Below are 11,634 nucleotides of genomic sequence, written 5' to 3'. Positions count from 1 at the left end.
TTGTTCCAGTTAAATATAAGAAGTTGTACACGATTTGTTTTTCGCAGGTTGATCGGCGGTGATCCGATCGCGAGCAGGCTCGCTCCCACAGGATCGCGCAGGCCCTTGTGGGAGCGAGCCTGCTCGCGATGGCGTCAGCCGATTCAGCGCAGCAACATCCCTTGCCTATACTTCTTTTTCTATAACAAAAGAGGGCTGCGCCATGGACCACCTCGTACTCACTGTTTTCGCACCGGACAAGCCTGGGCAGGTCGAGCGCATCGCCCAGTGCATTGCCGAGCACGGCGGCAACTGGCTGGAAAGCCGCATGTCGCGCATGGCCGGGCAGTTTGCCGGGATTCTTCGGGTGGGCGTGCCGGCCGAGGCCTACGACGAACTGGTCGATGCCCTGCAGGCGTTGTCGGCCCACGGTATCCGCGTGCTGATCGCCGAAAGCGGTATCGAGCAGTCCTGCACCTGGAAACCGATTGCGATGGAGCTGGTGGGCAATGATCGCCCCGGGATCGTGCGCGACATCACGCGCCTGTTGAGTGAGCAGGGGGTCAATCTGGAACGGCTGGTGACGGAAGTGCGCCCGGCGCCGATGAGCAGCGAACCGTTGTTCCACGCCGAAGCGATTCTTGCCGTGCCGCTGACCTTGTCTCTGGATGTGCTGCAATCGCGGCTGGAAACCCTGGCGGATGATTTGATGGTGGAACTGGTCCTGCGCAGCGAACCCTGACAGGGTTATCCAAGTTAAACGTGCACCTGCCTGTGGATAACCTGTAGAGACAGCCCGCCAGCCCACGCCGGCCGGGCTTCTTCAGGATCTGATCAAAAAACCATCAGTTTCAAGGAGTTGCGCACAAACGCCGGGGATCACGCTGTGGATAACCTTGGGAAGGATGGTTGCAGGCCACGGGGGACGTGGTCTGCAGAGGTTTGTACAATTTTCGATCAGTTGCGGCGGCGCAGACTTACCCACGCATCGACGCTGTAAACCGCCAGACCTGCCCAGATGAAGATGAACGCGACCAGCGTGCTCGACGACAAATGCTCGCCAAACAGCAGCACCGCCTGCAACAGCACCAGCGTCGGCGCCAGGTACTGGAGAAATCCGAGGGTCGTGTAGGGCAAATGCCGCGCAGCAGCGTTGAAACATACCAGCGGCACCAGCGTCACCGGCCCGGCAGCGACCAGCCACCAGGCTTCGGACGTGGTCCAGAACTCAGGCTGAGCACTGACGGCCGTCTGATTGAACAGCAGCCAGCCAATCGCAATCGGCACCAGCATCCAGGTTTCCACCACCAGGCCCGGCAACGCCTTGACCGGCGCCTGCTTGCGGATCAGTCCATAGAAACCGAAGGTCAAGGCCAGCACCAGAGACACCCACGGCAAGCTGCCGACCTGCCATACCTGTTGCGCCACGCCGACCGCCGCCAGACCCACGGCGATCCATTGCATGCGCCGCAGCCGTTCGCCGAGGATCAACATCCCCAGTAACACGTTCACCAGCGGGTTGATGTAGTAACCGAGGCTGGCTTCGAGCATGCGTCCGTTGTTCACCGACCAGACATAGGTCAGCCAGTTGGCTGCGATCAGGGTGCCGCTGAGGGCGAGGATCGCCAGGCGTTTCGGGTTGTCGCGCAACTCGCGCCACCAGCCCGGATGCTTCCACACCAGCAGCAGCAAGGCGCCGAACAGTGCAGACCAGAGCACGCGGTGGATGATGATTTCCACAGCGGGCACGCTGGCGATGGCTTTGAAATAGAGAGGGAAAAGGCCCCAGATGATGTAGGCACTCAGGCCCAGGATGTACCCGCGACGCGGGTTGGCGGCTTGCATGCAGAGTCCTTGCTTAGGCAGCTAACAAAGAAGGGATTGTAAGGAGGTTGTATAGATGTGTCGTGGAGCTTTTTGTAGGAGCCTGCTTGCTGGCGATGAACGATAACGCGGTATTTCAGGGGAACCGTGTCATCGTTCATCGCCAGCAAGCCGGTTCCTACAGGGGTTAGAACAGCTTCAGCGGTTCTTCGTTGAGGGCGGCGAGTTGCTCGCGCAACGCCAACACCTGATCGCCCCAATACCGCTCGGTGCCGAACCACGGAAAACTGTGCGGGAACGCCGGGTCGTCCCAGCGGCGGGCGAGCCAGGCGCTGTAGTGCATCAGGCGCAACGCGCGCAGCGGTTCGATCAGCGCCAGCTCCCGCGGGTCGAAGTCGTGAAACTCGTTGTAGCCATCCATCAATTCCGACAACTGCCCCAGGCATTCCTGGCGGTCGCCGGCCAGCATCATCCAGATGTCCTGCACCGCCGGGCCCATGCGGCAGTCGTCGAGGTCGACGATGTGGAACATCTCGTCGCGGCACATCATGTTGCCGGGGTGGCAATCGCCGTGCATGCGGATGTTATGGTGTGGCGTGACGCTGTAAACGTCTTCCACACGCTTGAGCAGATCGCGGGCCACGGACTCGTAGGCCGGTAACAGGCTTTTGGGGATGAAGTTGCCTTCCAGCAAGGTTGTCAGCGAGTCATGGCCGAAGTTCTTCACGCCCAGCGCTTCGCGGTGTTCGAACGGTTTGGTCGAACCCATGGCATGAAAGCGCCCCAGCAACTGACCGAGACGATACAGCTGATCGAGGTTGCCCGGCTCCGGCGCCCGGCCGCCCCGGCGAGGAAACAGGGTGAAACGGAAACCGTTGTGTTCGTGCAGGCTGGCGCCGTTGTGAATCATTGGCGCCACCACCGGAACATCGCACTCGGCGAGTTCGAAGGTGAACTGGTGTTCTTCGAGAATGGCTTCGTTGGTCCAGCGTTGCGGACGGTAGAACTTGGCGATCAGCGGCTCGGAGTCTTCGATGCCGACCTGATAGACGCGGTTCTCGTAGCTGTTGAGCGCCAGAACGCGCGCGTCGCTGAGAAAGCCGATGCTTTCGACGGCATCGAGCACGAGGTCTGGGGTAAGGGTTGCAAACGGGTGGGCCATGCTGACTCCTGCGCGCAGCAGGCTGCCGCGTCCGGCCAAGCATGGTAGCGCAGACGGGCTGTCTTTAGTGGTTGGGGTTGAGATGAGTGTTGTCTGGGCTGGCGCAATCGCCGGCAAGCCGGTCTCGCTCCCACATTGGATCTCATGTGATCACAGATTTTGTGAACACCCCAGATCCCTTGTGGGAGCGAGCCTGCTCGCGATGGGGGTTTATCAGGCGCCGACGATCCCGCCGTCTTCGCGGGAAATCGCCATCACCGACGACCGCGGCTTGCCGTTAGGCAAGTGCTCAGGGAACGTCGAACCACCGTTCTCGCCCGGATGCTGGATCCCGACAAACAACGTCTTCTGATCCGGCGAAAAGCTGATCCCCGTCACCTCGCAACCAATCGGCCCGACCATGAAGCGGCGGATCTCGCCGGTTACCGGGTCGGCGCAGAGCATCTGGTTGTTGCCCATGCCGGCAAAATCGCCGGCATTGCTCGAATCGCCATCGGTGAGAATCCACAAGCGCCCGGCCTTGTCGAAACCCAGGCCGTCCGGGCTGTTGAACATGTTTTGCGGGGTGATGTTCGACGAACCGCCTTTCGGCGTGCCGGCGTGGACACCTGGGTTGCCGGCGACCACGAACAGGTCCCAGGCAAAGCTTTTCGAACCGTGATCATCACGGTCGGTGCGCCAGCGCAGAATCTGCCCGTAGACGTTTTTCTCCCGAGGGTTAGGCCCGCCGACCGGTTGACCGTCCTCACCGCGCTTGGCGTTGTTGGTGAGGGTGCAATAGACCTGGCCGTCCTTGGGGCTGACGACGATCCACTCCGGGCGGTCCATGCGCGTGGCCTTCACCACGCTGGCGGCGAGGCGCGCGTGAATCAGCACTTCGGCCTGACTGGCAAAACCGCTGCTGGCGTCGATGCCGTTTTTGCCGTGGGTCAGTTCGATCCACTCGCCCTGGCCTTTCGGGTGATCGGCATTGCCGTCGCCCGCGTCGAAGCGCGCCACGTACAGGGTGCCGTGGTCCAGCAGGTCGCGGTTGGCTTTCGGGTTCTTGTGGTTGATCTTGTCGCGACTGACGAACTTGTAGATGAACTCACCGCGCTCATCGTCGCCCATGTACACCACGGCGTGGCCGTCATGGGTTTCGGCCAGAGCTGCGTTTTCATGTTTGAAGCGGCCCAGGGCCGTGCGCTTGACCGGGGTCGAGTGAGGGTCGAACGGATCGATTTCCACCACCCAGCCGTGACGGTTGAGTTCGTTGGGGTTTTTCGCCATATCAAAACGTTCGTCGTGCGGGTGCCAGTTGATCTCTTTACTGGCGGCCACCACGCCGTAGCGTTTCTGCGCCGCGTCGAACTTCTGCTCGGCATTGCTGCTGCCGAAGCAGTCGGTGAAGTTCTCTTCGCACGTCAGGTAGGTGCCCCAGGGCGTCTTGCCGTTGGCGCAGTTCTGGAAGGTGCCGAGGACGTTCTTGCCCTGCGGATCGGCGCTGGTTTTCAGCAGGTCGTGGCCGGCGGCGGGACCGCTCAGGCTGATCGGCGCGTTGCCGTGAATGCGGCGGTTGTAGCGCGAACCCTGGACGAACTGCCAGTGGCCGTTCTTGCGCTGCACTTCAATAACCGACACGCCTTCGCAGGCCAGCGCCTTGCGCACTTCTTCCTTCGACTGCGGCATGCCGCCGTGAGGGTAGAGGTAGCGGTAGTTGGTGTATTCGTTGTTGATCGCCATCAGCGCCCGGTCTTTTTCACCGGGAAATTCGAACAGGCTCATGCCGTCGTTGTTGTCGCCGAACTGCACTTCCTGCTGCTCGGCGCTGCCGTTGCCGCTCGGGTCGAACGCCGGCCCGTTCTTCTGCAGAGGCTGGCCCCAGCTGATCAACACCGAGGACTTGTAGCCCGGCGGCAGGGTGATGGCGTCGCTGGTGGCGGCGGGGATGCTGTCAAAACCCAGCAGTTTGCTGGTGCCGGCACTGACACTGGCCGCGAGAACGCTGCGGCTCAGCAGGTTGCCACCGAGGAACATCGCGGCACCGCACAGGGCGCCCGCGCTGATGAAGCCACGACGGCTGAGGCCGACCATGTTCTCGAGGTCGGTGGATTGGTTGTCTTCTAATAGGCTCACATCAGGCTCCCTGCGGGTTTTTGCAGTCACCTTAAAGAGCGTTAGTGACGCTAATGTTTCAGAGCGGTGTACCGAGCAAGACGTTGGAAGGCGAGAACTGCACCCGCACCGGTTGGTCGGCGGCGAGGCCGAGGGTTTTCAGGTGCAGCGGCTCGGCCAGTGCGCACAGCGTCTGGCCATTGGGCAGGCCGATGCGCACTTCACTGGGGCCGTCGTCGGCGTCGAGGATTTCTTCGATACGGCCGGTCAGGTCATTGTGTCCTGGTGTTGCAGCATCCTCGATGGCCAGCAGTTCCAGCCAGCCGGCCTTGATCAGGGCCACGACTTCGGTGCCGATTTCCAGCTCCAGGCGCACGGTGCTGTCGTGGGTGATCTGTGCGTCGAGGGTCAGGCCTTCGGCGAGTTCCAGACGAATCAGGTCGTTGCGCCCCTGGGCTTCAATCGCCACGACCTTGCCGTGCAATTGATTGCGCGCACTGGTCCTGAGCATCAAGCGGCCGAGCAGATCGAGGTCGCTGGCGTCTTCGGCCGCTTCCAGCACCTGGGCTTGCAGCGTTTGCAGTTTTTGATACAGACGCAACACGCGCTCGCCTTCGCTGGACAGCTTGGCGCCACCGCCGCCCTTGCCGCCGACACTGCGCTCCACCAGAGGTTTTTGCGCGAGGTTGTTCAGCTCGTCGATGGCGTCCCACGCCGCCTTGTAACTCAGCCCGGCGCTTTTCGCGGCACGGGTAATCGAGCCCTGCTCGGCGATGTGTTGCAGCAGCGCGATGCGTTGCGGGCGACGAACAATGTGTTGGGACAACAGGGTAGGCAAGGACATGGCGAGAGGCTTTGGGCGGTGGCGATGAGCACGACGTTGGCGGCTCTCGGCCCGTGAGTCAAGTTAACCGAAACCCTGTAGGAGCGAGCCTGCTCGCGATGGACTAAGGGGCGCCGCGTTTATCCTGGCTCCCCGTGTCATCGTTAACGTCCTTCGCGAGCAAGCTCGCTCCTACAGGGATTACGTGTGGAATTTATCAGGTGGCGTCACCGGGTTTCGGGGTGCGGGCCAGGCAATAAACGTCGACCCGTGCTGCGCCTGCCTCCATCAACAGCCGGGCCAGTGCCTGGGCCGTGGCGCCGGTGGTGAGCACATCGTCCACCAGTGCCAGGTGGCGACCCTTGATCGGTGCATCGGGTGCCAAGGCAAAAGCATTACGCAGGTTCTTCCTGCGGGCCTCTGCCTTCAGGTCTTGCTGCGCGCTGGTGTCATGAATGCGCTTGAGCAACTGCTCCTCGCACGGGATATCCAGGCTGGCGCCCAACCAGCGGGCCAGCATCGCGGCCTGGTTGAAACCCCGTTGGCGCAGGCGTTTCAGCGCGAGCGGAACCGGCACCAGCGCGTCGGGGCGCTCCAGCGCTTCATCGAAGCGATGTTGCAGGAACTGAGCGAGAAGCTCGGCGAGCAGGCGGCCAAATGGCCATTTCGCGCTGTGCTTGAAGCGGGTGATCAGGCTGTCGACCGGAAAACCGTAGGTCCACGGGGCGATCACGGTTTCGAAGCGCGGCGGTTGCTTCAGGCACTGGCCGCACGTCAGGCCGGCGGCGGGTAGCGGCAGGGCGCAGGTCTCACAGTGATCACCGAGCCAGGGCAGTTCGGTCTCACACGCCATGCAGATAGGCGCGGTGCCATCGGCGGGTTCGTTGCAAAGCAAACAGGACTGTTTGTTTTTTAGCCAGATGTAAACCAGTCCTTTGTATCGTGGTTGACAGCGCATCGCTCTTCCTTAAATATGCCGAACATCCGTGTCGCGTCTGTGGGTATTCCGTCCCCCGACCGCTTGCCCAGCATAAAACAAAGGAAACGCCCATGAGCGCCAGCACCTCTGCAACCCTGCGTCATGACTGGGCTTTGGCCGAAGTCAAAGCACTCTTCGTTCAGCCGTTCAACGACCTGTTGTTCCAGGCGCAGACCGTGCACCGCGCGCATTTCGATGCCAACCGCGTCCAGGTTTCCACGCTGCTTTCGATCAAGACCGGCGCCTGCCCGGAAGATTGCAAATATTGTCCGCAGTCCGGTCACTACAACACGGGCCTGGAAAAAGAAAAGCTGATGGAAGTGCAGAAGGTCCTTGAAGAGGCCGCTCGCGCCAAGGCCATCGGTTCGACCCGTTTCTGCATGGGCGCGGCGTGGAAACACCCGTCGGCCAAAGACATGCCTTACGTGCTGAAGATGGTCGAAGGCGTGAAGGCCCTGGGCCTGGAAACCTGCATGACCCTCGGTCGCCTCGATCAGGAGCAGACCGAAGCGCTGGCCAAGGCCGGCCTCGATTACTACAACCACAACCTCGACACTTCGCCGGATTTCTACACCAGCATCATCACCACCCGCACCTACAGCGAGCGCCTGCAAACCCTGGCGTACGTGCGTGATTCCGGGATGAAGATCTGCTCCGGCGGAATCCTCGGCATGGGCGAGTCCCTCGATGACCGCGCGAACCTGCTGATCCAGCTGGCCAACCTGCCGGAGCACCCGGAATCGGTGCCGATCAACATGCTGGTGAAAGTCGCCGGTACGCCGCTGGAAAACGCCGAAGACATCGACCCGTTCGACTTCATCCGCATGCTCGCCGTTGCGCGCATCCTGATGCCGAAATCCCACGTGCGCCTATCCGCCGGCCGCGAAGCGATGAACGAGCAGATGCAGGCCCTGGCGTTCTTCGCCGGTGCTAACTCGATTTTCTACGGCGACAAACTGCTGACCACCGCCAACCCGCAGGCCGACAAGGACATGCAACTGTTCGGGCGCCTGGGGATCCTGCCGGAAGCGCGCGAAGAGCACGCCGACGAAGTGCACCAGGCCGCCATCGAACAGGCGCTGGTGGAGCAGAAGAGCAGCGAGCAGTTCTACAACGCCGCCGTCTAGCACCAAGCCGATTCCTTTGATTGGAATGTAAAGCCACTGTGGGAGCGAGCCTGCTCGCGAATGCAATTTAACATTCAATACAAATGTTGAATGTTATGGACCCTTCGCGAGCAGGCTCGCTCCCACAGTGGTCATGTGTCATTTGATAGTCGAGGCCTGCATGTCTTTCGATCTCGCCGCACGCCTTGCTGCCCGTCGTGCCGACAACCTCTACCGCCAACGCCCGCTGCTCGAAAGCCCGCAGGGCCCGGAAGTGGTGGTCGACGGCCAGCCGTTACTGGCCTTCTGCAACAACGACTACCTGGGTCTGGCCAATCACCCGCAAGTGATCGAAGCCTGGCGTGCAGGCGCTTTGAAGTGGGGCGTCGGTGGCGGCGCTTCGCACCTGGTCATCGGCCATAGCGGCCCGCATCACGCACTGGAAGAAGCCTTGGCCGATCTGACCGGCCGCCCGCGTGCGTTGTTGTTCACCACCGGCTACATGGCCAACCTCGGAGCGGTCACCGCGCTGGTGGGGCAGGGCGATACGGTGCTGGAAGACCGCCTCAACCATGCATCATTGCTCGATGCCGGCTTGCTGTCCGGCGCGCGTTTCAATCGTTACCTGCACAACGACGCGGCGAGCCTGGCCAGCCGTCTGGAGAAGGCCACCGGCAATACGCTGGTGGTCACCGACGGCGTGTTCAGCATGGACGGCGACATCGCCGATCTGCCTGCGCTGGCACGAGCGGCGAAAGCCAAGGGCGCATGGCTGATGGTCGACGATGCCCACGGTTTTGGTCCGCTGGGCGCGAACGGCGGCGGGATCGTCGAGCACTTCGGCCTGAGCCAGGAAGACGTGCCGGTGTTGGTCGGCACCCTCGGCAAGGCGTTCGGCACGGCGGGTGCTTTTGTCGCCGGCAGCGAAGAGCTGATCGAGAGCCTGGTCCAGTTCGCTCGACCGTACATCTACACCACCAGCCAACCGCCGGCCCTGGCCTGCGCGACGCTGAAAAGCCTCGAATTGCTGCGCACCGAGCATTGGCGACGGGAGCATCTGAACACGCTGATCCGCCAGTTCCGCCGGGGCGCGGAACAGATCGGCCTGGAGCTGATGGACAGTTTCACGCCGATCCAGCCGATCATGATCGGCGATGCCGGGCGTGCAATGCGATTTTCGCAAATGCTGCGCGAGCGCGGCTTGATGGTGACGGCGATTCGACCACCGACCGTGCCCGCCGGCAGCGCCCGCCTGCGGGTCACCCTGACCGCCGCGCACAGCGAGGCGCAGGTGCAGCTATTGTTAGAAGGACTGGCCGATTGTTTTCAACAACTTGGAGCGGAGCCAAGCCATGCGTGATCGTCTGATTCTGCTGCCCGGCTGGGGCCTCGGTATTTCACCGCTGGAACCTTTGGCCGCCGCGCTGCAGGGGCTGGACGAACACCTGCGCGTTGAGATCGAGCCGCTGCCGGAGCTGGAATCCAGCGACCTTGAAGAGTGGCTCGATGAACTCGATGCGACTATTCCTCAAGATGCGTGGTTGGGTGGTTGGTCCTTGGGCGGCATGCTCGCTTCCGAGTTGGCGGCCCGGCGCGGTGACCGTTGTTGCGGCTTGCTGACGTTGGCAAGCAATCCTTGCTTCGTCGCTCACGAACAATGGCCGAGCGCGATGCCGGGCGAGACCTTCGACGCATTTCTGGCGGGTTGCAAGGCCGATCCGCGCATGACGTTGAAACGCTTTTCGCTGCTCTGCGCCCAAGGTGCCGAAGACCCGCGCGGGTTGTCGCGGTTGTTGCTCGGTGGGGCGCCTAACACCTCTGCCTCCGTCTTGATGAACGGCCTTGAGCTGCTTGCGCAACTGGATACCCGTCAGGCGTTGCAAGGGTTCCGTGGTCCGCAACTGCATCTGTTCGCCGGGCTCGACGGGTTGGTCCCGGCCGAGGCGGCGGGGGAGTTGCTGGCGTTGCTGCCCGATGTCGAAATCGGCCTGATTGAACAGGCTGGCCACGCGTTTCTTCTGGAAGACCCTCACGGTGTGGCGGGGGCGATCCAGGCCTTTTTGCATGAGTCCGGTGATGACTGATTTATCCTTTCCCCCCTTGCCCGGCGGTTTGCCGGACAAGCGCCAGGTGGCGGCGTCCTTTTCCCGTGCGGCCGCCAGCTATGACAGCGTCGCCGAACTGCAGCGTGACGTTGGCAGCCAGTTGGCCAGCCGGTTGCCGCACGATTTTGTACCGAGTCGCTGGCTGGACCTGGGCTGTGGCACCGGGCATTTCAGCCGGGTGCTGGGCGAGCGTTTTCCCGCCAGCCACGGTGTGGCGCTGGACATCGCCGAAGGCATGCTCAATCACGCGCGCCCATTGGGTGGGGCCACGCATTTCATTGCGGGGGATGCCGAACGGCTGCCCTTGCAGGATTCGACCTGTGACCTGATCTTCTCCAGCCTGGCGGTGCAGTGGTGCGCAGACTTCGCTTCGGTGCTCAGCGAAGCCCATCGCGTGCTGAAACCGGGTGGAATATTCGCATTTGCTAGTCTGTGCGTGGGCACGCTGTTTGAGCTGCGTGACAGCTGGCGGCAGGTGGATGGCATGGTGCACGTCAACCGCTTCCGCGAGTTCGGGGCTTATCAGCAGTTGTGTGCGGCCAGCGGTTTGCAGGTCGTGAGTCTGCAAACCCGGCCTCACGTGCTGCATTACCCTGACGTGCGCAGCCTGACCCACGAACTCAAGGCACTGGGTGCGCACAACCTCAACCCCGGTCGGCCGGGCGGTTTGACGGGGCGGGCGCGGATTCTCGGCCTGGTCGAGGCCTATGAGCAATTTCGTCAGGCCGAAGGCCTGCCGGCGACTTATCAAGTGGTGTACGCCGTTTTGGAGAAACCCTTATGAGCGCAGCGTATTTCATCACCGGTACTGACACCGATGTCGGCAAGTCCACCGTCGCCGCCGGTTTGCTCCATGCTGCGCGGTCGGCGGGGCTGAGCACGGCGGCGGGCAAGCCGGTCGCCTCCGGTTGCGATGTGACGCCCAAGGGCCTGCGCAACGCCGATGCACTGGCGTTGCTGGCCGAATGCTCGGTGCCGCTCACCTACTCGCAGGTCAATCCAGTGGCGTTCGAACCCGCCATCGCTCCTCATTTGGCGGCGCGTGAGGCGGGCATCGCGTTGACGGTGCAGTCGCTCTTGGCGCCGATGCAGCAGATTCTGCAGATGCAGGCGGATTTCACCCTAATCGAAGGCGCTGGCGGCTGGCGCGTGCCGTTGGCGGATCAGGACAACCTGTCGGACCTGGCCATGGCGCTGGACCTGCCGGTGATTCTCGTCGTCGGCGTGCGCTTGGGTTGCATCAATCATGCGCTGTTGACCGCTGAAGCGATTGCTCGGGACGGTCTGCAACTCGCGGGTTGGGTGGCCAACATCATCGATTCGAAAACCTCGCGACTGGAGGAGAACCTGTCGACGCTGGCCGAGCGGATCCCCGCGCCATGCCTGGGTCGAGTGCCGAAACTGAAGCTGGTGACGGCGGAGGCAGTGGCAGAACATCTTCAACTGGATTTGCTGGACTGAAGAGCCGGGACAATGGTTTTAACTATGACAAGGCACTGTGCCATTAGTGTTTTTGTCGGGCCTTTTGATGGGCGGTCTGGTTCAATGGCCGCTATTGATCC

General features: G+C 62.2%; 11 protein-coding genes. 6 read left to right on the top strand and 5 right to left on the bottom strand.

What is annotated here, in order from left to right:
• The first annotated feature begins 202 nt into the window (after positions 1 to 202).
• Complete coding sequence (locus ACF6ZU_RS10250) at positions 203 to 721, top strand: glycine cleavage system protein R (RefSeq protein WP_007947710.1); 519 nt, start codon at positions 203 to 205, stop codon at positions 719 to 721.
• 215 nt (positions 722 to 936) lie between these two features.
• Here ACF6ZU_RS10250 and rarD read toward each other — a convergent pair whose 3' ends face one another.
• From rarD to ACF6ZU_RS10225, 5 genes are all read right to left on the bottom strand, one after another.
• Positions 937 to 1,824, bottom strand: coding sequence for an EamA family transporter RarD (rarD, locus tag ACF6ZU_RS10245; protein ID WP_392892060.1), 888 nt, complete (start codon positions 1,822 to 1,824; stop codon positions 937 to 939).
• Positions 1,825 to 1,990: 166 nt separating this feature from the next.
• Positions 1,991 to 2,965: a serine/threonine protein kinase gene (locus tag ACF6ZU_RS10240; protein WP_392892057.1), complete on the bottom strand. Its 975-nt coding sequence runs from the start codon at positions 2,963 to 2,965 to the stop codon at positions 1,991 to 1,993.
• Positions 2,966 to 3,178: 213 nt separating this feature from the next.
• The gene (locus ACF6ZU_RS10235; RefSeq protein WP_392892055.1) at positions 3,179 to 5,080 is read right to left on the bottom strand and encodes a PhoX family protein; all 1,902 of its coding nucleotides are present in this window, start codon (positions 5,078 to 5,080) and stop codon (positions 3,179 to 3,181) included.
• Positions 5,081 to 5,138: 58 nt separating this feature from the next.
• The gene (locus ACF6ZU_RS10230; protein ID WP_392892053.1) at positions 5,139 to 5,903 is read right to left on the bottom strand and encodes a TOBE domain-containing protein; all 765 of its coding nucleotides are present in this window, start codon (positions 5,901 to 5,903) and stop codon (positions 5,139 to 5,141) included.
• 196 nt (positions 5,904 to 6,099) lie between these two features.
• Positions 6,100 to 6,840 (bottom strand): ComF family protein, encoded by a 741-nt coding sequence (locus ACF6ZU_RS10225; protein ID WP_392892051.1) that lies wholly within the window; start codon positions 6,838 to 6,840, stop codon positions 6,100 to 6,102.
• A gap of 92 nt (positions 6,841 to 6,932) precedes the next feature.
• Here ACF6ZU_RS10225 and bioB point away from each other — a divergent pair, with 92 nt between their 5' ends.
• From bioB to bioD, 5 genes are all read left to right on the top strand, one after another.
• Positions 6,933 to 7,988, top strand: a complete 1,056-nt coding sequence (gene bioB, locus ACF6ZU_RS10220; protein ID WP_392892050.1) for a biotin synthase BioB — start codon at positions 6,933 to 6,935, stop codon at positions 7,986 to 7,988.
• Positions 7,989 to 8,148: 160 nt separating this feature from the next.
• Positions 8,149 to 9,327, top strand: coding sequence for an 8-amino-7-oxononanoate synthase (bioF, locus tag ACF6ZU_RS10215; RefSeq protein WP_392892048.1), 1,179 nt, complete (start codon positions 8,149 to 8,151; stop codon positions 9,325 to 9,327).
• Entirely contained in the window at positions 9,320 to 10,051 is a 732-nt protein-coding gene (locus ACF6ZU_RS10210; RefSeq protein ID WP_392892045.1) for an alpha/beta fold hydrolase, read from the top strand. The genes bioF and ACF6ZU_RS10210 overlap by 8 nt, the downstream gene beginning before the upstream one ends.
• Positions 10,044 to 10,856, top strand: coding sequence for a malonyl-ACP O-methyltransferase BioC (gene bioC, locus ACF6ZU_RS10205; protein ID WP_392892043.1), 813 nt, complete (start codon positions 10,044 to 10,046; stop codon positions 10,854 to 10,856). Before ACF6ZU_RS10210 ends, bioC begins: the two co-directional genes overlap by 8 nt.
• The gene (bioD, locus tag ACF6ZU_RS10200) at positions 10,853 to 11,533 is read left to right on the top strand and encodes a dethiobiotin synthase (RefSeq protein WP_392892042.1); all 681 of its coding nucleotides are present in this window, start codon (positions 10,853 to 10,855) and stop codon (positions 11,531 to 11,533) included. The genes bioC and bioD overlap by 4 nt, the downstream gene beginning before the upstream one ends.
• Positions 11,534 to 11,634 lie beyond the last annotated feature (101 nt).

Source organism: Pseudomonas migulae (assembly GCF_043225285.1).
In the GTDB taxonomy this organism is placed as follows: Bacteria; Pseudomonadota; Gammaproteobacteria; order Pseudomonadales; family Pseudomonadaceae; genus Aquipseudomonas; species Aquipseudomonas migulae_C.
This window is presented reverse-complemented; position numbering and strand designations above follow the sequence as displayed.

Bases quoted from the DNA above. Each gene is read 5' to 3' on its own strand.
- ACF6ZU_RS10250 (WP_007947710.1), top strand. From the start codon at position 203: ATGGACCACCTCGTACTCACTGTTTTCGCACCGGACAAGCCTGGGCAG.
- rarD (WP_392892060.1), bottom strand. From the start codon at position 1,824: ATGCAAGCCGCCAACCCGCGTCGCGGGTACATCCTGGGCCTGAGTGCC.
- ACF6ZU_RS10240 (WP_392892057.1), bottom strand. From the start codon at position 2,965: ATGGCCCACCCGTTTGCAACCCTTACCCCAGACCTCGTGCTCGATGCC.
- ACF6ZU_RS10230 (WP_392892053.1), bottom strand. From the start codon at position 5,903: ATGTCCTTGCCTACCCTGTTGTCCCAACACATTGTTCGTCGCCCGCAA.
- ACF6ZU_RS10225 (WP_392892051.1), bottom strand. From the start codon at position 6,840: ATGCGCTGTCAACCACGATACAAAGGACTGGTTTACATCTGGCTAAAA.
- bioB (WP_392892050.1), top strand. From the start codon at position 6,933: ATGAGCGCCAGCACCTCTGCAACCCTGCGTCATGACTGGGCTTTGGCC.
- bioF (WP_392892048.1), top strand. From the start codon at position 8,149: ATGTCTTTCGATCTCGCCGCACGCCTTGCTGCCCGTCGTGCCGACAAC.
- ACF6ZU_RS10210 (WP_392892045.1), top strand. From the start codon at position 9,320: ATGCGTGATCGTCTGATTCTGCTGCCCGGCTGGGGCCTCGGTATTTCA.
- bioC (WP_392892043.1), top strand. From the start codon at position 10,044: ATGACTGATTTATCCTTTCCCCCCTTGCCCGGCGGTTTGCCGGACAAG.
- bioD (WP_392892042.1), top strand. From the start codon at position 10,853: ATGAGCGCAGCGTATTTCATCACCGGTACTGACACCGATGTCGGCAAG.